Source organism: Paenibacillus tabacirhizosphaerae (assembly GCF_040812395.1).
Classification (GTDB): domain Bacteria; phylum Bacillota; class Bacilli; order Paenibacillales; family NBRC-103111; genus Paenibacillus_E.
In genome coordinates this window covers 390,781-413,686 of sequence record NZ_JBFNXH010000002.1, presented here as the reverse complement: position 1 = coordinate 413,686, position 22,906 = coordinate 390,781, and the positions used below count along the sequence as shown (strand labels likewise).

23 protein-coding genes and 1 pseudogene are annotated in these 22,906 nt (G+C 46.3%); 15 read left to right on the top strand and 9 right to left on the bottom strand.

Translation table 11 applies throughout. The features are described 5' to 3' along the window. Positions 1-33 precede the first annotated feature (33 nt). From pfkA to ABRS97_RS04855, 4 genes are all read right to left on the bottom strand, one after another. Positions 34-1,002 (bottom strand): 6-phosphofructokinase, encoded by a 969-nt coding sequence (pfkA, locus tag ABRS97_RS04870; protein WP_367811776.1) that lies wholly within the window; start codon positions 1,000-1,002, stop codon positions 34-36. A 34-nt stretch (positions 1,003-1,036) separates the two neighbouring features. Beyond that, complete coding sequence (locus tag ABRS97_RS04865; protein ID WP_367811935.1) at positions 1,037-2,062, bottom strand: tetraprenyl-beta-curcumene synthase family protein; 1,026 nt, start codon at positions 2,060-2,062, stop codon at positions 1,037-1,039. A gap of 31 nt (positions 2,063-2,093) precedes the next feature. After that, positions 2,094-2,726, bottom strand: a complete 633-nt coding sequence (locus ABRS97_RS04860; protein WP_367811775.1) for a hypothetical protein — start codon at positions 2,724-2,726, stop codon at positions 2,094-2,096. 61 nt (positions 2,727-2,787) lie between these two features. Then, positions 2,788-3,102: a hypothetical protein gene (locus tag ABRS97_RS04855; protein ID WP_367811774.1), complete on the bottom strand. Its 315-nt coding sequence runs from the start codon at positions 3,100-3,102 to the stop codon at positions 2,788-2,790. Between the two features lie 193 nt (positions 3,103-3,295). Between ABRS97_RS04855 and ABRS97_RS04850 the strand changes: the two genes are divergently transcribed. The 6 genes from ABRS97_RS04850 to ABRS97_RS04825 all read left to right on the top strand — a co-directional run bounded on the left by ABRS97_RS04850 (position 3,296) and on the right by ABRS97_RS04825 (position 9,785). Beyond that, positions 3,296-4,630, top strand: a complete 1,335-nt coding sequence (locus ABRS97_RS04850; protein ID WP_367811773.1) for a multi antimicrobial extrusion protein MatE — start codon at positions 3,296-3,298, stop codon at positions 4,628-4,630. Positions 4,631-4,652: 22 nt separating this feature from the next. Beyond that, a complete protein-coding gene (locus tag ABRS97_RS04845) occupies positions 4,653-5,828 on the top strand; it encodes an MFS transporter (RefSeq protein WP_367811772.1) in 1,176 nt (391 codons plus the stop codon). Between the two features lie 54 nt (positions 5,829-5,882). Beyond that, positions 5,883-6,575: an ABC transporter ATP-binding protein gene (locus tag ABRS97_RS04840; RefSeq protein WP_367811771.1), complete on the top strand. Its 693-nt coding sequence runs from the start codon at positions 5,883-5,885 to the stop codon at positions 6,573-6,575. Then, positions 6,572-7,921, top strand: a complete 1,350-nt coding sequence (locus ABRS97_RS04835) for an ABC transporter permease (protein ID WP_367811770.1) — start codon at positions 6,572-6,574, stop codon at positions 7,919-7,921. The genes ABRS97_RS04840 and ABRS97_RS04835 overlap by 4 nt, the downstream gene beginning before the upstream one ends. A gap of 13 nt (positions 7,922-7,934) precedes the next feature. Continuing rightward, the gene (locus ABRS97_RS04830) at positions 7,935-9,035 is read left to right on the top strand and encodes an efflux RND transporter periplasmic adaptor subunit (RefSeq protein WP_367811769.1); all 1,101 of its coding nucleotides are present in this window, start codon (positions 7,935-7,937) and stop codon (positions 9,033-9,035) included. Between the two features lie 102 nt (positions 9,036-9,137). After that, the gene (locus tag ABRS97_RS04825; protein WP_367811768.1) at positions 9,138-9,785 is read left to right on the top strand and encodes a nitroreductase family protein; all 648 of its coding nucleotides are present in this window, start codon (positions 9,138-9,140) and stop codon (positions 9,783-9,785) included. Between the two features lie 991 nt (positions 9,786-10,776). On the opposite strand, the gene ABRS97_RS04820 is transcribed toward ABRS97_RS04825, so the two are convergent. Next, on the bottom strand, positions 10,777-10,974 hold the full coding sequence (locus ABRS97_RS04820) for a cold shock domain-containing protein (RefSeq protein WP_367811767.1): 198 nt from the start codon (positions 10,972-10,974) through the stop codon (positions 10,777-10,779). A 134-nt stretch (positions 10,975-11,108) separates the two neighbouring features. After that, positions 11,109-11,819, bottom strand: coding sequence for a methyltransferase domain-containing protein (locus tag ABRS97_RS04815; RefSeq protein ID WP_367811766.1), 711 nt, complete (start codon positions 11,817-11,819; stop codon positions 11,109-11,111). Between the two features lie 176 nt (positions 11,820-11,995). On the opposite strand from ABRS97_RS04815, the gene ABRS97_RS04810 reads away from it, so the two are divergent. From ABRS97_RS04810 to ABRS97_RS04790, 5 genes and pseudogenes are all read left to right on the top strand, one after another. Beyond that, on the top strand, positions 11,996-12,229 hold the full coding sequence (locus ABRS97_RS04810) for a hypothetical protein (protein ID WP_367811765.1): 234 nt from the start codon (positions 11,996-11,998) through the stop codon (positions 12,227-12,229). A gap of 276 nt (positions 12,230-12,505) precedes the next feature. After that, a pseudogene (locus ABRS97_RS04805) lies at positions 12,506-13,147 on the top strand (TerC family protein); the annotation flags it as partial. Between the two features lie 287 nt (positions 13,148-13,434). Then, the gene (locus ABRS97_RS04800) at positions 13,435-13,617 is read left to right on the top strand and encodes a hypothetical protein (protein WP_367811763.1); all 183 of its coding nucleotides are present in this window, start codon (positions 13,435-13,437) and stop codon (positions 13,615-13,617) included. Between the two features lie 250 nt (positions 13,618-13,867). After that, on the top strand, positions 13,868-15,658 hold the full coding sequence (pepF, locus tag ABRS97_RS04795) for an oligoendopeptidase F (protein WP_367811762.1): 1,791 nt from the start codon (positions 13,868-13,870) through the stop codon (positions 15,656-15,658). A 63-nt stretch (positions 15,659-15,721) separates the two neighbouring features. Next, entirely contained in the window at positions 15,722-16,042 is a 321-nt protein-coding gene (locus ABRS97_RS04790; protein ID WP_367811761.1) for a LapA family protein, read from the top strand. A gap of 233 nt (positions 16,043-16,275) precedes the next feature. Here ABRS97_RS04790 and ABRS97_RS04785 read toward each other — a convergent pair whose 3' ends face one another. Continuing rightward, positions 16,276-17,085, bottom strand: a complete 810-nt coding sequence (locus ABRS97_RS04785; protein WP_483312416.1) for a DUF92 domain-containing protein — start codon at positions 17,083-17,085, stop codon at positions 16,276-16,278. Between the two features lie 196 nt (positions 17,086-17,281). Between ABRS97_RS04785 and ABRS97_RS04780 the strand changes: the two genes are divergently transcribed. Then, positions 17,282-18,466 carry a GAF and HD-GYP domain-containing protein gene (locus tag ABRS97_RS04780; protein ID WP_367811760.1) on the top strand — a complete coding sequence of 395 codons (1,185 nt, stop codon included), beginning with the start codon at positions 17,282-17,284 and terminating at the stop codon, positions 18,464-18,466. A gap of 21 nt (positions 18,467-18,487) precedes the next feature. Here ABRS97_RS04780 and ABRS97_RS04775 read toward each other — a convergent pair whose 3' ends face one another. Both ABRS97_RS04775 and ABRS97_RS04770 read right to left on the bottom strand, forming a co-directional pair. Beyond that, positions 18,488-19,120 (bottom strand): fumarylacetoacetate hydrolase family protein, encoded by a 633-nt coding sequence (locus ABRS97_RS04775; RefSeq protein ID WP_367811759.1) that lies wholly within the window; start codon positions 19,118-19,120, stop codon positions 18,488-18,490. 17 nt (positions 19,121-19,137) lie between these two features. After that, positions 19,138-20,427: a CapA family protein gene (locus ABRS97_RS04770; protein WP_367811758.1), complete on the bottom strand. Its 1,290-nt coding sequence runs from the start codon at positions 20,425-20,427 to the stop codon at positions 19,138-19,140. Positions 20,428-20,576: 149 nt separating this feature from the next. On the opposite strand from ABRS97_RS04770, the gene ABRS97_RS04765 reads away from it, so the two are divergent. The 3 genes from ABRS97_RS04765 to ABRS97_RS04755 all read left to right on the top strand — a co-directional run bounded on the left by ABRS97_RS04765 (position 20,577) and on the right by ABRS97_RS04755 (position 22,905). Continuing rightward, a complete protein-coding gene (locus ABRS97_RS04765; RefSeq protein ID WP_367811757.1) occupies positions 20,577-21,359 on the top strand; it encodes a metallophosphoesterase family protein in 783 nt (260 codons plus the stop codon). 74 nt (positions 21,360-21,433) lie between these two features. Beyond that, positions 21,434-22,633, top strand: coding sequence for an MFS transporter (locus ABRS97_RS04760; protein WP_367811756.1), 1,200 nt, complete (start codon positions 21,434-21,436; stop codon positions 22,631-22,633). Positions 22,634-22,683: 50 nt separating this feature from the next. Then, positions 22,684-22,905, top strand: coding sequence for a hypothetical protein (locus tag ABRS97_RS04755; protein ID WP_367811755.1), 222 nt, complete (start codon positions 22,684-22,686; stop codon positions 22,903-22,905). The last annotated feature ends 1 nt before the right edge of the window (position 22,906 follow it).

Here is a 22,906-nt window from a genome sequence, read left to right as displayed (position 1 = left end):
CCTGTACATACAGCCCTCTTCGCCTATTCTGGCTTATTGGGACAGACGCTGAGCCAATTCATACAGTTCGGTATTGAACGAACGCTTTGTATTGACTACCACATCGATATCGGTTGCAACTAATTCGCCTTTAATGACGCCGCAGCCTTTGGAGGATTCGCCCTCCATTAGTTTGCGTACAGCAAAGTCGCCTAGACGGCTTGCCAAAATCCGGTCATTATGGGTTGGCGCTCCACCGCGTTGAATATGACCGAGAACTGTAACACGCGGTTCAATTCCATTGCGTTCCGTGATTTGCTTGGCGATTCCCTCGCCAGTACCAGCTCCCTCGGCAACGAGGATGATACTGTGACGTTTGCCATGAGAGAAATTATCTTTCATCCGGTTCGCCACTTCATCAATATTAATCGCTACTTCAGGCACGATAATCGTCTCTGCGCCGCTTGCTAAACCGGCATACAGCGCGATCTCGCCACAGTGGCGTCCCATTACTTCAACTACAGATGAGCGTTCATGGGAAGTCATGGTATCGCGAAGCTTGTTGATTGCATCAACTACGATACTAACCGCCGTATCGAAACCAATCGTAAAGTCTGTGAAGGGAATATCGTTATCAATCGTCCCCGGGAGACCCATTGTGCGAATGCCCAACTTGCTAAGCTTGTTCGCACCTTGATAGGAGCCGTCACCACCGATTACAACCAATCCGTCAATGCCTCGCTTGCGCAAGTTCTCTGCACCGATTTGTTGACCTTCCAGTGTCATAAACTCTTTGCAACGGGCCGTTTGCAGGATCGTCCCTCCGCGTTGGATGATATCTCCTACACTGCGAAGATCCATTTTACGGATATCATCGTTAATCAGACCATGATATCCACGTTGTACGGCATACACTTCCAATCCGTGATACAGCGCACTCCTTACAACAGCTCGAACGGCTGCATTCATCCCCTGAGAGTCGCCACCGCTAGTTAATACGGCAATTGATTTTACTGCTGACATACCATGTCCTCCTTCAAATTCTCATGAGTTTGCTTCATGATGTTGTTCTTATGTACATACTATTTAGCCAGAAAAATAACCGGGTTAATGGACTATTTTTCATTAGACGTCTGGAAATTTGTTTAACTTGCTGTTGATGATTGACCTTAGGGTCAGACAAATATAAAGCAAGCAGACCTTCAATTATCATACGATGAAATCGAGGATGTTCCAAGCATAAAATTTTCTCTCGAGCTTCTTGCGCAATGAAAGCGATTCTATGAACTGTCGCGTCCATTGAATCATAGTAGCTGCAGAAGTTCAAATCTCCGCCAATGATGTCCTCTTCCTGATCGATCAAATAATCGAGTAAAATGTGTAAACCGCACACATATGGGAAATACGCCTCACGTATGTGTTCCACCTGTTTCGTCTGCAAGTCCGGTTCGCAGGCTGCCAAGAACAACATGAACATGCCCAGCGTTGAACCCGTTGCCGCAGCAAACTCATTCCAGCTAATAGAGCCGTAACTGCTCTGGTGCTGATCCCACCATCCCAACAGCTGTGGCTCGCGCTGATCCTTGCGGATGTGCTTGTACACCTGTAAGTCACAGTATAAAGAAACGAGTCCGCGAACGTGGTTTTCTACCAAGCCATAGGAAGGCAGCAGGCAGATGCAGGATTGACACGTTTTGACAAGATCGTTAAGGTAATTTCCATCGTCCTTTTCCTGCCGGTACGCGTAATAATCATGAAGAGGCGCAGATGGGTCAACGGCATCCAGCATCGCCTGATGAAGCTGGCGGAAATCGAGCGGATCCAACGAAGTGCTGCGATCGCACAGATTATCTAAATAATCGCTAATCGTTTGAAAAGCAACGATTAACGGAATTAATACATGCCGCATCGACAAATTCGCCGCAGCGTATACAGCCCCACCTTGACAGTGAAACTGTTTCGTCGCAATGCTGGCTAAAGCTTGCGTCCGCAGCTCTGTATCCGGAATACGTTCTGCCGCTTGTTTCCAAAGCGATAGCTGGCTGTCAACTTCCGGCAAAATGTACCGATATACCCTCACCATTAGCCTAAACGGGCCTCGTGGAACTTTCACACTACTTCTGTCCAATTGCTTCAAGCAAACTTCCTCCACAACTTTGTTCATAGCAATATTGCAGTAGCAGCTGCATTTCATAGCGCTGAATATGCCGCAGCCAAATTTCTACCGTAGCATTCTGAACATGGGATACTTGCAGCTCCACGGCATCTACAAACACACACGGATTCCAGACAGGCGACGTTATAAGCACTTCCAGTTTAGAGCGCAGAGCGTCGTTATCCATATCCGCAAGATCTTTGACCGTCAAATAATTTCTCACACACTGGATAAGATTTGAAAAAATGGGGTGATGCCCCACATCATTAAACCAGTACTTTGCATTGCTATAATCACCTTCCATCCGGTGCATCAAAGCGTGCCAATAGCTTCCAGATGTATTCGTAATTTCCTGGGCAATATCGTGGGATTTATCCAAGCTTTCATTTAGCAAAAAAAGACCAGCTTTAATGGCCATTCCATATGGCTCATCTTCTGTCGTCCCCTTAGTAAGCTTTTCCAATAACAGTTCTTCAATACGCGCATCCATCGCTGTATCCCATTGTTCTGACGGGTACAAAGAAGGCAAATGCTCCAGCAGCGGCTTCGCAATTGCTTCCAGCCAAACGGCCTCATCCTTGTTGCTATGCATGCCAGTCACTCCCATTCTATACATAATAAAGTTGACAGTTGACCTTGATCTACACCTGTTATTAGTGATGAACTTTCGCTTCTAAATCCTGGTTTATACGAAACCATAAATGCAGGTCGTTTATCGTACTTGCCAAATCGGCTATCTCCGAATTCAAACGGCACGAGGTCGGAAAATCATCTTCGTGATCAAGCTGGTTTTGCTTTACAATAATGGCTCCCTCCAGCTTAATGATCCGGTCGGGAATGGCTCCGCGAATTTGTTCCCAACGGAACAAAATATCAGCGCGCACTTCAGACGAGTAGGACTCCCACTCACTCTCGAGCTTCGGAATATCTATTCCTAATCTCTGATCATATTGAAAATACGTACTCATGTTCAGGTCATACCTCCTTGCGGGAAAAACTTGCTCCGTGATCTTATTTAACAATCTTACTAGAAACATTCTACCTTTAAATGTATCACTTCAACCCCCGGGTTTCCAGTTAAAAATGTATGTCAAACAGATTTCATTTTCTGGTATACTAAAATAACGTTTTAGAAAGGAATTCAGGTTAGGAGAGATTACGATGTCCGCTACGACGCAAACAGAAACAGTGACTTGGAAACAGCTCATCTCCTTTTTTCTACCCCTCGGTCTTTCTGCAACTTTAGTTACCCTATCACACGTTATTATTAACAGCACGCTCGCCAGAGCGGAAAGTCCAGAGGTGGTCATCGCAACCTATGCGCTGCCTTTGAGCCTGCTCGGACTAACGGAAAAACCAGTCGTTCTTCTTAGGCAAACGTGCTCTGCTCTAGTCAGAGACCGAATATCGTTCCGGGCTATGGGGGTCATCAGCTCCTATGTGTTCGCCTGTATTATACTCATAGGACTTATCCTTTGTTATACACCTGTCGGGGAATGGGTGTTTCTTTATTTTTTTGGCGTTGAACCTGAATTATTGGATCCAACGATCAGTGTTTACCGCATTCTGATGTACGTCAGCATTTTCTCCGGTTTGCGCTGTTTATTTCATGGTATCATCATTTTCAATATGCGCACAAAGTGGCTGACCATCGGGATGTGCATCCGCCTTTTAGCCATGTATTTGTTATCCTTATACTTTATAACGACGAATAATGTCTCTAGCGGACGAATTGGGGCTATTATTTTCCTGGTCGGCATGATTATCGAAGCCGCTGTAGCTATATGGGAAGGGACTTCTTTGCTCCGCAAAGTCATTCCCGAGAAAGCGCCGAATCATCCGATTGAAACGAAATCGCAAATTTTCAGCTTCTATCGACCGCTTTTATACTCTTCCGTAATCGCTGTCATTATTGGTCCGGCTATTAATGCAATGCTAGGTAAAACCACACACATTCATTTAGCGATTGCTTCTTTTGCCATTGCGGGCAGTTTGACTCAGCTCGTTATGAGCTTTTTTTCATACATACACCAAATTGTACTAAACTTTTATCGGAAAAATCCGGGAACTGTGTTCAAGTTTTCACTCTTGCTCAGCTTCATTCCAGGATCGCTCATTGCTATACTTGGCTATACGCCTTTAGGTCCGTTGTTCATGACACACGTGATGGGTGTCAATTCGGAACTCATGCAAGCCAGTCTAAGCACGTTGCGCATTTTCATGATTATGACGATTGTTTTTCCTTGGCTGGATTATATGAATGGAATTATTATGCTCAGAGGGCAAACCAAAGTGATGGTCGCTTCGCAATCTGCTAATGCTATCATTACAATTCTTACATTGGTAACGGCTATCTTCTTCACGCCTGGCTGGAACGGAATCATTGGCGCTTTAGCCCAATCCACCGGCATGCTCGCCGAACTGCTTGTTGTTACTTATGTGCTGAAAAGGACATTAATAGACAGAGAACAAAATCTATCCCTAAAAAATATGTGATGAAAACGAGTGATAACTGGCTATGCAAACGTCTACTACTATGAAGTCCCATGATGGGATTCTGAAACTGTTCACTTTTTCCTTTTATATGACCATGGGGATCGTTGTCACCTTTTTTCCGCTTTATTTTGATTATAAAGGATATACGAAAATTCAGATCGGGCTGCTCTATTCGATTGGTCCGCTCATCGGAATTGCAACGAATTTACTATGGGGATTTCTCAGCGACCGCTTCCAGACTGTGAAGAAAATCATGATCATCCTTATTTTTGGACAATTAGTCACAGCTATCCTTGTGTTTACAGCGGGTTGGTTCTCTCTGTTATACATCTGTCTAGCTATGTTTTTCTTCTTCCAGCAGCCTGTGAACTCACTCAACGACAGCCAATTGATGCTAAACGTTAGTGCCAGCGGAAAAAGCTACGCCTCTTTTCGCATCTGGGGCTCGATCGGCTTCGCCTTATCGGCAGGCGGCTTTGGTATGCTGCTCAGACATTATGGCTCAGGGCTGACGCCTATTCTATGTCTAACAACAATCAGTTGTTCGTTAGTGATCGTCTTTTTGTTAAAAGATGCACGAAAAGGCGGAAAGAAAATGGAATTTGGCGGGATGCTGAACACGGTCCGTTCCAGAAAATTCATATGGTTCCTCGTCCTTATCATTATCATGGCGGTTTCCCATCGATTCAACGATGGATTCCTGGCCTTGTATATGAGACAGCTAGGAGCCTCAGACTCCTTAATTGGCTACGCATGGATGACTTCCGCGCTCAGCGAAATTCCAATGTTTTTCTTTCTCAGCAAGTATGGGCACCGCTACAAAGAATTGCCGCTGCTCGCCTTTGCAGGCATTGCCTATACGGTACGTTTCGTCATCATGGGCTTCGTGCAGGATCCGAGCTGGGTCATACTCGTACAAATCTTGCACAGCGTTACGTTCGGCGTTTTCTTATTTACTGCTATACGCTATATCGGGCAGATCATACCGGATGAATACCGTTCCTCAGGGCAAGCGATATTCGCTGTAGCGTGGTCGAGCATAGCTGGATTAATCAGCGGAACGATCGGCGGCTGGACCTTTGATTCATGGGGAGGCAGTACCGTCTACTTCATTGCAGCGAGCCTCTCTTTACTAGCCGCCGTTGGTTTCATGGGAACTTATCTGCTTCAGGACGACGGCAATCTGACCGACAGATGAATGAATGCGTAAGATCCAGTTAACAACAATTTTTAAAAAGAAAAGGGTGATCGTGTGTTAGCTGTTGAACAGTTGTCACACTCCTTTCGTACAGGCCAAGAAGATACACACGTTCTTCATGAGCTTAATTTCCGTGTGCAGCAAGGAGAAATGGTGGCCTTACTCGGAAGCTCCGGCTCCGGAAAGTCAACACTGCTAAATTTAATGGCAGGCTTAATGAAACCTACGAAAGGCCGTATATTAATTGCCGGCAAGGCCATTGAACAGATGAATGAAAACCGTCTTGCGGAATTCCGCAGGACGCATATCGGCTTTATTTTCCAATCTTATGAATTAATACCGCATTTAACCGTTCGCGAGAATGTTGAATTGCCGCTCGTTTTTCAAAACATCGGCAGCAAAGAGCGAAAAGAAAGAGCGCTGGTCCTCCTGGGCCAAGTGGGAATCAGCGATAAATCAGAGCTATTCCCTTCCCAATTGTCCGGCGGACAGCAGCAGCGAGTTAGTATTGCCCGTTCGTTAATCACGAAACCGGCCATCGTTTTCGCTGATGAGCCAACGGGTAACCTGGATACGAAAACAGAGAAGGAAATCATCGATTTACTTATCGATTTGAACCAGAATTCCGGAATAACCTTTGTCATCGTCACCCATGAACACGAAGTAGCTTGCCGGACTCAACGAATTTTACAGCTTCGCGACGGCTATTTGCTGGAAGACAGCGGTCTTGGAGGTACCCAGGAATGAAACTGAAGGACTATGTCCGTCTCGGCTGGGATCAACTACAGCGCCGTAAAGTAGTCACTGCGCTTTGTACGGTCGGAATTGCAATTGGCTCCGCTTCCATCATGGTTGCTTTAGGGTTCGGGGAATCCATCCAACATTACAGCCAGAAGCAATTGAGCTATTACTTAAAAACTGATGAGATTACCATCCAAGATCAAACCAACGGTCCTAACGGACAAGGTAAAATAACTGCAGCCAAGCTTGATCTCATCCGCACATTTCCCCATGTGAAATCGGTCGCAAGCTTTCAAGAGTTGCCGCAATTTAACTTCACGGTAGATGACGGAAAGCAAAGCTACCTGCGCCTTATAGCGACCGAACTTGAAACATTGGAAGACTTCGGTTCCAAATTTCAGCAAGGCAGTATCAGCGGTCAGGATAACAGCATTATTCTTAGCTACGGGGCAACGCTAGGCGTAATGGATGAGAAAACTCAACAAATGAGATCCAAGCTATACCAGCAAAATCCGAATAAAGAAACAGAAGAAGCGCTAACTAAAATGAATACCCTTCCTTACGCCCTTTATCAGAAACAGCTCGTGCTCAAGCCAACCAATTTCCGGGAAGACAATACTCAAAATACTGACAAGCCCGCAGCTAAACAAGCAGAAACATCTGTACGTGTGACCGGGGTGCTGAAAAAGCCCGATGGCATGCCGGATTCGATGGTCCAAGGCGACAAAACAGCCTATATTTCACCGGAAATGGGCCGTAAAATACTTGAGCTTACCAACACTTCCGCAGAGAATGGAAGAGTCAATTATGCATCGGTTCGCGTGAAAGTGGATAGCAGTTCGAATGTGAAGGAAGTGGACGACCTCATAAAGAAACTGCGTTTAAACACACAGACAAATTTATATCAAGAAGATCGGATGAAGGGTGAATTTGCCATCGTGCGTTTGCTTCTGACGGGAGTCGGATTGTTCGTCTTGTTCGTTGCCTCCATCTCGATTGTAGTCGCAATGACCATGTCCACACACCAACGTCGTAGACAAATTGGCATTATGAAAGTGCTTGGCGCAAATTTGAAGCAAATCCGCAACATGTTTATCGTCGAATCGTCGCTATTAGGCATGCTTGGCGGATTAGTCGGAATTGTACTATCCTACTGGGTCATTTGGGGAATTAACCTGATCATCATCAAATTCAGTTCCAGAGATGCCGAACATGCAGAAATCTTGTTCATCAGCCTGTGGATTCTTCCTGTCGGCATGTTTTTCGCCATCATGACAGGCGTTCTCTCCGGACTTTATCCAGCCGTCAAAGCTTCCCGAACAGACGCATTAACTGCGATTAAACGAGAATAGGAGATTAACCGCAATGAAAAAGAAAACATGGGGACTCATCACAGCAGCTGTTGTTGTCTGCGGCCTCAGCAGCGTCTTATACATATACAGCCATCCCAAACAAGCCCGCAATCCGAATGCCAATGGAGCCGCTGCAAGCAGTGCCCTGCAATTCAAAGCAACCAAAGAAGATTTGGTCAACAGTGTGGAAGTCAAAGGAAAATCATCTTATCAAAAAGAAACGCGTATTTATGCCCCCTTTAATGGTGAAATTACAAAGTGGAGCGTCTCGGAGGGCTCACAGGTTAAACAAGGCGACCTGCTATTCGAGCTTGATGCGACCCCTTTAAAAAGCGAGATTGCAGCCTTGCAAAACACCATTAAGAAACAAGAGCTGGAAACAGATCTCGCTAATTTCAAATCCGCAGGCATGACCATCGACCCAGCCCTTGCCGGAACTTCTTCCGTCAGTGAAACAGATGCAAGACAGCGTTATGCAGAAACTGAGGGTCGTAAAATTCAAGAGCAGTTGAACACAGTCAATAATGAAACCACACTTCTTCAACTGGCAAAAAAACAAGAAAAAATAGCACAAGCTGCATTCACCGCTCCGGAGAACGGTATTTTCTTATTCGAAGATTCCGCGAAAATTCCTCAATCCGTAGAAGAAAGCGTGCGAATTGGTAAAATCGTTGATATTACCAAGCTGCAGCTCGTTTGCACAGTCGGGGAATTTGACGTTTTCAGAATTAAACCGGATATGCCGGTGCAAGTGAAAGTTGAAGCCCTGAAACAAATGAAGCTGCAGGGTAAAGTCGAGAAAGTGTCCAAATTCGCCAAATCGGGCACAGATCAGGGATCAGGCTCTGCTCAGTTCGAGGTCACGATTTCATTAGAACCCAATGAGAAGTTGATTGCAGGTCTCAGCCTCTCAGGCACGATCGAAACGGAGAAAAAGCCAGATGCGCTTGTTGTGCCTACCATCGCCGTGATGCACGAGAAGGATGCCTACTATGTCATGCTGCAAACTGCACAGGGCGTAGAACGACGCGACATCGAAATTGGTTTGGAAACTGCTGAGAAAACCGAAGTCCTGAAGGGACTGAGTGTTGGCGATACGGTTGTGCTGCAGTAACATCTCCCTTATAATAAAGATTAAGTCTTAGCACCAAGTACCAAAAGACAATCACCTTGCGTAACGCATAAACTGAGAAGTAAAGGCAGGTAACAACATCTTATGAATTATGAGGATTTCAAAACGATTGTGTTGGAACGCCGAAGCGTCCGGAATTTTACGGAGCAAACGGTTGCTGTGGAAGATATTCGCGAAATTATCGATTGTGCCCGCTATGCACCGAGTGATACGAATTCTCAAACTTGGCAATTTATTGCCATAAGAAATACGGAGAAAATTAAGAAAATCGAGCAAATGACTTGGGATCAGCTCCACCTCAGAGCGGAAGCAGCCGAACAAAAAGGGCTTTCCAGAGAGGCGCGCATGCTCGTCAAATCATTCGGTCCTTACGCTACTGCTTTTTCCGATGCGCCTGTGCTGATCATATGTTTGGCAACGCCCTATGCGTCCAAATTCCGTGATCGCATCTTCGATCCGATCGAGCTCGTAGACGATGCTGTTTGGGAGGAAGAAGGCATCAAAAGTTCGTGTCTCGCTTCCCAGAACCTAATGCTGGCGGCGCACGCAAGAGGACTTGCCACCTGTCCAATGACGGGTCCAGTTCTCCTCGCGCAGGATCAAATCCGCGATTTCTTAGAAATTCCCGCGGAGTGCCAGATCAACATGGTCATCGCTCTCGGCTATCCGAAGGAACGTCCGGGCAAACTTGCACGTAAGGAAATCGATGAAATTCTTCAAATAATTGACTAAGACAAGGACCTGAGGCTATGCCTCAGGTCCTTCGTCTTAACCCATACATTGGAGCATGAGGAGGGAATTGGGTATGGGATTCCAGCCGCTTCAAATACGGCCGCTATCGCTTTTCCACCCCACACCCCTTCCCTCTGTTCTACTTTGTGTTGCCTACTTCTCTTTTCCCTAACCGATCTTCTATCCGGCCTTCCTATCCATGAACACCCCTGTAAGAGTAAGATTCCGGGTACATTTCACCTCCGCAAGCCTCGCAAGAAAACGGTGAAGGTACCGCCGGACAGCCTATTCTCCATGCACAGCGATATCGACGGAACTACGAAGCCTTATTCCACGGCAACGTCCCTTTCCTCCCCCTGAAGCGGAACTATGGTGCGTTAAATGAGCGAAACTGTGCCTAAAGCCCAGCATTTCCTGCTCATAACGCACTGTAGTTCCGCGAAACTTCCCTACAACCGAAAATACCGCCTCTTAAGGAACCTGCGTTCCGCTCACCCGTGCAAACAGACGGACGATCTATCTATCGCAGATCGAGGCGCTATTTCAATACTCCAAACAACTTCAGCACTTCTGGATATTCTACATCCATCACGTCAAATGCAATTGCTCGTGCCACACGATTCGTTCGGAATCTCTCCGCTCTGTGAGCTCGTCACACATAAACCTGAAGGCATATGCTTTCTGTTTGTAAATAAAAGGAGCTTTCATCGCTGACAGCTCCTCTCTTATTTTATGAAACGATAGCCGATACCCTGCATCTCATCTTCACTTATTTTAAAATTTGCAAATGCGTCTTGAGCATCATCATTATCTTCGAATGCATCCATCATCTTCAGAAGCTTTCCGCATTTTCGCCATCAACCATTACCATAGTTTCGATCAAAGATAATCCAGCTCATAAAGCAAAAAAGACAGCTCCGAGTCGCCTCGGATACTGTCTTTTGTTGTTTGTGCTATGACACTCTATTTATAAGTGGGTAGACCCAATTTCTTATAATTTGGTGACGTTAGCTGCTTGAGGACCACGGTTGCCTTGAGTAATATCGAACTCAACTTCTTGGCCTTCTTCTAATGTTTTGAACCCTTCGCCTTGAATTGCGGAGAAGTGTACGAAAACGTCGTCTCCACCATCAACTGAAATGAATCCGTAACCTTTTTCTGCGTTAAACCATTTAACTGTACCTTTCAAGTGAACAACCTCCTAAAAATATCGCCATCTGTGACGAATAACAAAATTATATCACCAACAGCATGATAAATCAACTTCCAAAAGTGAGTGAAACCCCTGTAAACAGCGAATATTTCAACGGTTTGTCCCTATTCTCAATGGGACTTGCCGACACTCATATAGTGCTCCGAATTGGGCAAAAACGGTAATTCTGATTTCCTTTTTTCGGCTATATACCCCATCAATGTTAATTCTTCCAATAGTTCTTGCAGCCGTGTGTACTCCACTGTACGGAAACTCAGCAGCGGATAAATACGCACTTCTCCACCTGGTTTGCATACGCGAAGCAGTTCTTGAATCGCTTTAAGGTGAAAGTCATAATCGAATTGTTCTTCATACAAAAAAAGAAAATGACTGCATAACACAAGTTCGAACGTATCGTTCTCGAAAGGAAGATTGGGAAGCATGGCTGCGTGATATCTGTTGGATGCATCCTCACTCGCATAATCGTCCGCAAATAGCTCCAGGCTATTCTCACGCCCTGCTCTATGCTTTTCCACAGAGCCATAAAACTCCCAGTTATACACGTTAACAAGCTTTTCCATTTTGAGAGCAACAAGTTCAATCTCCTGCTTGCCATGTTCGGTTATCTCATTAACGGTTTTACTATACAACGGGTCGACTGCTTGCGCTAAGACGCCCTTCTGTCTGGCTTCCGTCGTAAACGACGAAGCGCCTCCTGCAACATCCAACACCTGTTTCCCCTGAAGCTCTTCCGTATTTAACACAAACATTTTCTCGTACTCGGCACACGATCTGGAGGTCATAGCAACCCCAACTTGCTCATAAATTCGATTTTTTTCCATCTTACTCGCTCCTCTGCTCAGCTCTAATTCGTCTCTACTAATCTCATATCCTAGCCCTCTGGAAAGGATTAGGAGAATTCTACCACCATCGCTACAAAACTGCAACTGCTATTTCTTGATTTCGCAGCCCCCTTGCGGTATGATGACTTCAACTTATGTAATGGGGAGCAGCGGATATGATTAAAAAACATACAATTTACAAAAAAGATAAGTGGAACATGATGAATGTCGAGGTGCATGGAACTAAAATCATTCTTACCGAGATCTCTGATCAATGGGGAGAAGAGTGCCACACCTTCATCGGTCGGCCGGCTATGATGCAATGGGCGAAGGAAAAGTTCCCCAAGGAAAGCTTTCAAGGCACTGAAGAAGAATGGCAAGCTATCATGGATGCTTTTAAGGAAGTCTAGTTTTCTTTAGAAATTACCTTGACTCCCAGCTTGTTTTTTATTTATAATAAAATCATAACTTTATAGTTTTCACTCCAAAGGGGAGTAGCTGTTACAGTAAAGTCGTCAATTCGGATCCTCATCAGGTCCCGGCTTTATTGGCAACGATAACGTTGTTAGCAAGACCTTTGCCAATTTATTTATTGGTGAAGGTCTTTTTTGATGAAATAGAGCCTTCACCGTTCAACGGTGCTGGGCTCTATTTTTTTCAAAAAACGTTAAAGGGAGTGTTTGAGTATGGATTGGTTGTCTGCTGGTTTTTTCGTCTCACTGCTAAGCATTATTCTGATTGACTTGGTACTGGCGGGGGATAATGCAATTGTTATTGGCATGGCTGCACGAAATTTGAAAAAACAAACGCAAAAACGAGTTATTCTTTGGGGCACAGTCGGAGCTATTGTCATTCGTGCATTAGCCACAATCGTCGTGGTGAGCATTTTGAAAATCCCTGGGCTGCTGTTAGCCGGAGGTTTGCTGCTGCTGTGGATTTCCTATAAATTGCTTACCGAAAAGAAAAATCACGATAACATTCAAGCCAAAGACAGCATGTGGGCTGCGATTCGAACCATTATTATCGCCGACGCAGTTATGGGTCTCGATAACGTTATTGCTGTTGCCGGCGCCGCACATGGCGAATTCTTGTTGGTTATTCTCGGTCTTCTTGTCAGTGTGCCCATCGTCGTATGGGGAAGCACCTTGTTCATTAAGTGGATTGAAACTTATCCATGGATCATATATATCGGATCAGGCGTACTTGCATTAACAGCGGGTAAAATGATAACCGGCGAGAAGTTCCTCGCGCCTTATTTTGAATCGAATCATTTTGCGAAATGGCTGCTCATCGGTTTACTCGTTGTCGTGGTGCTAGGCGCAGGAAAATGGACCAAAATGGTCGGTTACCTCGTCCAAGTGGGCGAGCGCGGACAGCTTACACTTCCTAAGGAATTGAGCATTGAAGCGCAAATTGAGCCGGAGGATCGTTTTTCCGTAAAAATGGATGCCCGAGGCAAACTGATTCTTGTCAAAATCGAACATGACAAAGATCCGGACGCCATGCAGCACGCAGGTTAACAAAAAGGAATTTGCTCCTTAACAGCGAAAGTTACTAGGTGAAGCAAGCTCGTTGTGTTCTTCCATATACTATAAGCTGATAGGATGATTCCGTAATGACCGATTCCGGCTCAATATTAACATTTATTCTCGTTTCCTTTTGTCTCGCCATCATTTTAATTATGAAAAAAGATTCGCTTGCTCCTCAAATGAAACGGTACTTAGCTCTTCTGGCCATCGTTATGGTCGCGATCTCTTTTGTACTCATCGTAATCAGCTTCTTCGGCGTCGGTATCTAAATTTACTTCTTTCCAGCTTTTTCATATAATCATAATTGAATGAGCTAACGGTCATACTAGGTGAAAACCATCTTATGGATTTCAATTTGAAATGCATGGGTGGGTAAACACCGGGAGCGTGACCATGATGCGCTGGATCTGCGTAACCGCGGCGATGAGCCTTCTTCTAAGCTCGATGCCTGCCAACGATTTGCATGCGAAGGAAGTAGCACGATTACCCCAATCTCAACACAAGGACAGGAGGGCTCCGATGAATCAAGTACTGGAACGCAAACAAGTACCGGCCGAGCACCGTTGGAATCTGGAGGATTTATTCGCCGATCAGAAGGCTTGGGACCAAGAATTTCAGAAAGTCAAAGATTCTCTTGGCAAAATCAGCGCCTTCCAAGGGAAACTTAGTGATGCCGCAGCGGTCAAACAATGTTTCGAGCTGGAAGATGACGTTTCTCTGAAGGCCGAAAGACTGTATGTTTACGCCAACATGAAGCACCATGAGGATACAGCAGAACCCACTTATCAGGCCTTATCCGATAAAGCGAAAAAAATCAGTGTCGAAGTTGGCGAAGCACTCTCTTTTATTTCCCCGGAGATTTTAAGTTTATCGGATGAAAAATTGCAACAGCTCGTGAATGAACCTTCCTTATCCTTTTACAAAGATACATTAGAGGAAATGATTCGCCAGAAGCCTCACACACTGAGCAAGGAGCAAGAGGCTCTGCTTGCACAAGCAGGCAATATGGCTGGAGCGCCGAGTACGATTTTCGGCATGCTGAACAATGCGGATTTGAAGTTCCCTAAGATCAAAAACGACAAAGGCGAAGAAGTCGAGCTCACGCACGGCAGCTACATTCAGTTCCTGGAGTCGCGCAACCCAGAGGTGCGCAAGAACGCTTTCGAAGCCGTCTATGCCACTTACCGCAGTCAAAAGAATACAATTGCCGCTACGCTTAGCGCGAACATTAATAAAAATATTTTTTACGCAAAAGCGAGACACTACCCTTCGGTGCTGGAGTCCACGCTATTTGGAGACAACATCAAGAAAGAAGTGTATACGAACCTCGTCTCCACGATTCATGATTCTTTGCCGCAACTACAGCGTTATTTGAAGCTCCGCAAGAAGCTTCTGAAGGTCGATGAGCTGCATATGTACGACTTGTTCGCTCCACTCGTGGAAGAATTCAACATGGATATCACTTACCAACAGGCCAAGGAAGAAATTAAGAAAAGCTTGCAGCCTCTGGGTGAGAACTATTTGAAAATTCTTCAAGACGGCTTTGACAATCATTGGATCGACGTCTACGAGAACAAGAACAAGCGTAATGGCGCTTACAGCTGGGGGGCATACGGCACGCATCCTTATGTGCTGCTGAACCACAAGGACAACTTGAACAGCATGTTCACTTTGACGCATGAGATGGGTCACGCTATCCATTCCTATTTGTCTGACGAAAATCAGGCTTACCGTTATGCGCAATACACAATTTTCCTAGCAGAAGTAGCGTCTACGCTCAACGAAGCGCTCCTGATGGATTACTTGCTGAAACGCGTCACAGATCCGAAAGAAAAATTATATCTGCTTACATACTACGCTGACCAGTTCCGGACGACGGTATTCCGCCAAACGATGTTTGCGGAGTTCGAGATGATCACGCACGATAAAGCGGAGAGCGGCGAGTCGCTCACACCGCAGGAATTCAGCGAGATTTATTATGGCTTAAATAAGCTGTATCATGGTGATGTTATGGTCGTCGATCAGGATATTGAGATGGAATGGGCTCGCATTCCGCACTTCTACAACAGCTTCTATGTGTACAAATATGCAACAGGGTTTTCCGCTGCTACCAGCTTTGCGAAGCAAATTCTCGATGAAGGCCAGCCTGCGGTTGATCGTTACCTAGGCTTCCTGAAAAGCGGAGGCAGCGATTATTCGCTGAACATCTTGAAGAAGGCCGGTGTGGATATGTCTACGCCAGAGCCAATCAAGCAGGCAATGAGCGTGTTCAGCTCCCTACTCGACCAAATGGAAGAGTTGACGAAGTAATTTGACGAAAAAGGTTGAAGGCGCAGGCTTTCAGCCTTTTCTCCTTGAAAGGAAGAGCACCCGATGAAGATGCAGTGGATCCTTATTTGCGCGTTAATATTCGCTCTCATCACAGCCGTTTTCGCTGTCGTAAACGTTGAGCCTGTACAGGTTAATTTCATGTTCGCGCAAACCCACACGCCATTAATCCTTGTTATTCTAAGCTCCACTTTATTAGGCGGTGTTATCGTCGGCATGTTCGGGATGATCCGCCAGTATAAGCTGCAACGTAAAGTTCGCAGCCTCGAGAAGCAGCTTCAGGAGTCGCTGACTGCACTGGCGGTTGAACAAGTCGTTCCGGAAGCTCAGCCCCAAGAATCAAGCAGCACCACCACAGTTCATTAGCCGTGAAAAAAGGAAAACAACCCTATTCCGATTCAGGAAATAGGGTTGTTTTGTATCCTTATGTGAATTACAATAATGTAATGGCAACGAGATTCATGCCTATCTTTGATAAGGGAGCTTGCTACCATGACTGCCGTTATTGTTTTTTCAATTCTTATCGTATTAGGAATGTTGAGCCTGCTGATTTGGGTCTTAAATAAAGCGTATTCCCGTAAAGATGAATAATAGGGTTCCTATGTTAGCAACACGCCAAGCATCAAACAGATTAAACCTCCAGCCAGAGAACTGACCGCATTCACCAGATCATTCGTCATGCCGCTTATTCCGCGAGTCTGCGAGGCACGCTGGTTGCAGTGAATTTGTTTTTCAATGGTTTTGCCGCAAACCTCACACCGATACATCACTTGCAGCGTTGCGCCTAACCAAGAATCCACCAAAGAACCTAACAAACCCGATGCTCCGCCCAACAAAAGCATAGCAAGCAGACCGTTATCCTTCGCCCCTATTTGACTGAGTCCCCACCCCATCGTTCCAATGAATATGCCACCGAACAAAGAAGCCAATAAGCCCATGCCCGTCACGCCGCCTGATGTACCGGCAAGCACACGTTTCCCATTTATGATCGAGCGCGGCAACGTTTTACTCAGCCCGCCAATTTCCGTCGCCCACGTGTCTGCGGTTACCGTTGCCATGACACCCACAAACAAATACCACCAAATCGGATTCGGCCACCATGCATGTCCGATACAAAGCAGCAAACCCAGACCTCCATTTGCTGCAACTTGGCCAGCATCTCTTCTTCCGCTTTTGGCATAGTCCTTTTCCGCTTCCGCTTTCCGTTTCTGCTTGAATTTGGACAACAGCGTGGATGAGACAAAAAAAGCGATAAGCGTGCCGAACCAAGCCATGCTGCCTAACCCGAACATTGTTGTCCCCAAAAGGACTGCAGCGAACAAGCCCGACAAGGATAAAGAACCTTTCCAGTAGGCAGCACCCGCGATTATCAAGCTCCCTGCCAAACCCCACACCCACACCCACACCAATTTCAACACTCCATTTCCCGCTAATCCGAACTTAAATAACTTACACTTATTGTAGCATACCCCTGTGTGCTATACACGGCTGGAAGAAAAGCAAATAATTTTTTCGACAAAAAAAGTCAGTATACTTGCATTTTTAGCAGGAAGTTCGATTGCTGAGGCTGAATTACTAATAAAAGCAAACTCTTAGGAGGCTTTCATGGAACACGAACTTTTTGATTTAGAGCCCCGTTTCCGTAGAGACCTAAATCCACAAGAAATGCTGCGGGTCATCTTTGACTATGCGGCAAAAATAGCAAATGAACGTATTGTCGATCATGTACTCATGCTGATGGCGGATATGGGCCGGGAAATGATTGTTTCTGATCGTTGCACAGTTTGGCTATTAGATACGAACAAAAATGAGCTATGGTCGAAAGTTGCGCACGGCGTCGATGAGATTCGCATACCCAAAGACGCAGGTCTTGTCGGCTACGCGGTTACCCACGATAAGCCGGTATTTATCGATGATGCCTATACGAATAAGGAGTATAAGCCCTATTTGATCAATGGCGCACTTCATACGGATCAACTCACCGGATATCGGACGAAAGCATTGATGGTTATTCCCTTCCGTAACAATGAAGGCGAAATTATGGGCGCTTACCAAGCGATTAATAAAATGACGCCTAGCGAGCAATTTTCGATGAGCGATATGGAATATCTAACACTTGCCGCTTCCTACGCCGGGAAATCATTGGAATCTGCCCTGCTGGCGAATGAGATTGAGGAAACGCAAAAGGAAATTATTTTTACGATGGGCGAAATCGGTGAAAGCCGCTCAAAGGAAACCGGTAATCACGTCAAGCGAGTAGCGGAATATTCCTATGTATTGGCCCTTGGTTTAGGCATGAGTCAAGAAGAAGCCGACTTGCTCAAAATGGCCTCGCCGATGCACGATATCGGCAAAGTTGCAATCCCTGACGAGGTGTTAAAGAAGCCAGGCAAGTTAACCGACGAAGAATTCAAGATTATGCAGAATCACACCCTCATCGGCTATCATTTGCTCAAAAATTCATCCCGGCGCATCCTCAAGACGGCTGCAATCGTTGCAAAGGAACACCATGAGAAGTGGAACGGCAAAGGTTATCCACATGGATTAAAAGGCGAAGACATTCACATCTATGGGCGCATTACAGCGTTAGCCGATGTCTTCGACGCACTAGGCAGCGAACGAGTCTACAAGAATGCATGGGATTTAGACCGAATTTTGAACTTATTTAAAGAAGAGCGCGGCGAACATTTTGACCCGAAAGTTGTCGACACTTTTTTTGAACAATTGCCAAGGATTCTTAAGATTCGGGATACGTACACGGACACCCAGCTACAGAAGGAAGCGCTATGATAAAAGAAAAAACGGGGGGATTTATCCCTCCGTTTTGATCGTTACCGCTCCGAAAACCTCTTCGCCCCATACCAGTTCCAGGCGATCGCCATTGCTGACCGGGCCTACTCCTTCCGGAGTCCCAGTATAAATGATATCTCCTACACCTAATCCATAATGCTTGGCAATGTAATCAACGATCGTTTGAAGATCAAAGATCATGTTGCTGCTATTTCCGTCCTGAACAACGTTTCCATTTTGAAGCAGTTGAAAATTCATTTGTTGCAGCGCAGCCACACCAGGGAAAGGACGGAATGCGCTAATGGGCGCAGAGCCCAGAAACCCTTTGGCCGGGAGCCAAGGCTGGCCTTTTTTCTTAATGACGGTTTGCACATCACGCAGAGTAAAATCAATGCCAAGCGCATACTTGTCGACGATTTCATCTACTGAAATGCCAACGTGATAAGGCTTCGCGATATGTAACACCAATTCAGCCTCGTAATGAATTTCGCCTTTATCGCCAGGCAGCGTTAATTCCCCGCCGTCAATTTCAACTAAAGCATGCGTTGGTTTTGTAAAGATCATCGGTTGATCCGGAACGTCATTGCCTAATTCTGCGGCATGTGCGCGGTAGTTGCGTCCTACACAGTAAATGTTGCGAATGTTTGCTGTCATATGGTTTTCTCCTCTATTCATTTCTTCCTAATATTCCCTTGTTCATCCACACGCGCGCCTATTGAAATTTGACTGAGCCGCTGAAACAGCTTTGCCCCGTCCTCCGTGTTCATCGGTGTTGGGAGCGCGCCTTTGGTAACAATTGGAACGAGATGAATATCACACTTGCTATCCTTGGAACATGCAGCTTCCAGAATGACGGTCTCCCATGTCTTCGGAACATCATTCGTCGTGAAAATGAAATTGCCCAGACTGTAAGCAATCCATTTCCCTTTGTACTCTTCGAATCCTTGAAGAACATGCGGATGTCCGCCTATGATGAGATCCGCGCCAGCATCGATGTAACGATGAGCGAGTTCCTTCTGGTACTTGTCCGGTTGATCCGTTCGTTCGACGCCCCAATGAGCCACGACCACAACGAGATCGGCCTTCTCCTTTGCCTTCTGAATCGCTTCGACAGGGAGCTTATAGCTATAAGTTTCAGCGACGCCTGGGTGCCCTGGAGCCGCTTTCCATGAAGATTCCGGCACGACCCGGCTAAATCCGAGGAATGCGATTTTGATTCCTTGCTTTTCCACGATAACAGGCTGGTAAGCCTCTTCCAAGTCTTTGCCAGCGCCGACCCGCATCACGCCTTCATGGTCCAGGGCAGACATCGTGTCTATGAGGCCTTCTGCCCCGTAGTCCATGACATGATTATTCGCCAAATTGACGAGATCGATGCCTGCTGACTTCAAAGCCGGCAGAGCCAAGGGGGATGACCGATACACATAATCTTTGGACTGTACAGTACCTCTAGCAGTTATGGGAGTTTCGAGATTGGCAATTGTATAATCAGGCTTGCTTAAGTAATCTGAAAGATTCGTATAAGGATAATCATAGCCTTTTTGTTTCAAAATATCTTCCACTTTAGAGGCAAACAGCACATCGCCAACGAAGCTTAACCTCACTTGCGAGCTGCTTCCCGTTGTTGGCTGATCCGAAGGAGCGGACGACGGTACTGCTGCTGAACCCGAAGGCGATGCAGCGGCTGTTGGCTGCGGTTGCTGAGAGTTCGGCTTGTCGCTTGGCTGGGGTGATATTTGCGCCGACAGCTGAGGCGTTGTAGCCGGTCCAGGCGTGGATGCTGATTGCTCTTCCTCAGCGGACCCGCTGCGTGTAGATAAATAGGAAGCGCCTACACCAATGGCGAAACAGACGACAGCGGCAAGTGTAAGTCCGCCAATGACTTTAAATGGAGTCTTGTTATAGTTACGGGCTGGTCGTTCCTGCTTTTGTTTACGATGACGTTCTGATCTGGATTCCAATGAAGCATTCCCCTTTCCCCCTATAAATTATAGCAGAACAGGCCCTAGAACGGTATTAGTAAAGTCGCTGACATTCTCATCTAAGCTTACGTATGGTATAAATGAAGCAGCAGCAACTTACGGACATGGGGAGAAAGGATGTACATTCATTGGACAAAATTGCAATTATTTCAGATATACATGGAAATATCCCTGCGATGGATGCTGTGCTTGATTATCTCAAACAAAGAGACATCAATCGTATTATTTGCCTCGGCGATCTTGTCGGCAAGGGACCCGGCTCCGCTGAAGCGGTCGACCGTGCGCGAACCGTATGCGAGTCAGTCGTACAAGGCAACTGGGACTTGGGCATCACATGCCCGCAAGTGGAGCAGGCAGGCTTATGGCATCAGCAGCAGCTTGGCGAGGAGCGCCTGGCATACTTGAAACAGCTGCCCTTCTCCGTCGATTTGCGTTTAAGCGGAAAGCTGATACGGCTCTACCATGCTTCTTCACGAAGCATCTTTCACAGGGTGAAACGCAAAGCCTCCAAAGAGGAGCGGCTGGCTATGTTTCAGAATACAGAAATGACCGGAACACCTCCTGATGGGCGGCAACCTGATATCGTTGGCTATGGGGATATTCATATCCCTTATCTGTTAACGCTCAAACGGCCTTCAGATGCGCTAGAACAAGCTATAAGGCCTGTGAACAAAGGACTGATGCTATTTAATGCGGGAAGCGTTGGAACGCCTTATGACGGCATTCCGCAAGCCTGCTTCTGTATACTGGAGGGTGAAGCGGGGAATGCCGATAATGCCGGGTTCTCTATTCAGTTCGTCCGAGTCCCTTATGATATCGAACGAGCCGTCCGGCTAGCTTACGATGCTGAAATGCCGGAGAGCAGGAGATACGAGCTTGAACTTACGACCGGGTTGGATCATAAATCATAAAACTAAGCATGTTGTTGGTCTGCTCACGAAGCAAATCATATAGACGAATGCGCAGCACGAAATGAGGACTTCGGATGGTTCGTTGGCAAATAAATTTGATCGTACTCTGGTTAGGTCAATTCCTTGTGATGGGCGGCATGACCATGATCGTCCCTTTCCTCCCGCTTTATTTGCAAGAGCTGGGAATGAAGGATCCTCATGAGGTAGCGACATGGGCAGGCATTATTTTCGCAGGCAATTTCGTAACATCCTTCATGTTTCAGCCGATATGGGGCGGACTAGCCGACCGCTATGGCCGTAAAGTGATGCTTCTGCGCTCCGGCTTTGGCATGGCGGTTATCATGACATTGATGGGCTTCGCCGGGAATGCTTGGCAGCTGCTTATTTTGCGAATGGTGAACGGAACCATCTCCGGTTATGCGCCGGCGGCCGTCGCGCTGATGTCCACGAACACGCCTAAGGAAAAAATGGGTTTCGCTATGGGTACGCTGCAATCCGGTGCGGTTGCCGGAACAATTCTCGGACCCTTCATTGGAGGCTTGCTGGCTGAGTGGATTGGCTACAGATACATTTTTTACATCACGGGCACACTGCTCTTTCTCGCTTCGATTTTGACAATGTTGCTGGTAAAAGAGAAATTTAATGTTAAAGAAGCAACCGCCAAGCCGAAAATTTCTGTCTGGCAAGGTTATAGTCAGCTTAAGCATGTCCGACAGCTGACTTCCCTTTACGCGGTCACCTTTCTTATTCAATTCGCCATGCTGAGCACCATGCCGCTCATGCCATTGTTTGTGGCAGAACTGCATGGCCAAACCGCGGGGCTCGCCTTTTTCGCTGGCCTTGTAGGCTCGATTACCGGTTTCTCGAACATGTTCGCTTCACCTGTACTAGGCAAGCTCTCCGATCGAATTGGACCAGAGCGGATACTCGGCGTCTGTCTCGCCGGCGCAGCGGTTCTTTTCATTCCGCAGGCGTTCGTGACCAACGTATGGCAGCTGTTTGCCGCAAGGTTCGGGCTTGGCATTTTCATGGGCGGGCTGCTTCCGACAGTCAATGCGCTTATTCGAAAATACACACCTGAAGGCATGGAAAGCCGATCGTACAGCTTTAATACAAGCGCGCTTAGCCTCGGCAACATGACTGGCCCAGTCGTAGGCGGCGCCATTTCAGGCATATTGAATATTCGCGAAATATTCATCCTGTCAGCGATCCTTCTCTTCGTCAATTCCTGGTGGGTCTATAAGACTCTTCTCATAAAAAAGGATAGCCAATAATTCCACATTATGGTAATATAGGTGTATTGTTGATAGAGAGGATGCCCATCATGAAACTGAACTGGCGCAAAATTGTGTTTATCGTCGTTTGTGCAGAGCTGCTCTTTATTTATTGGAATGGAATTACCGCAATTCCGTTTAAGAAGCAGCAAACCAGCAGTCCCATATCCTCACCACAATCGAATCCTACATTGACGCAAATAAAACCTCTAACCCCTCGCGGACTAACGACGGATATTGAAGAACATAACCAATTACAGAAAGCTTCTTGAC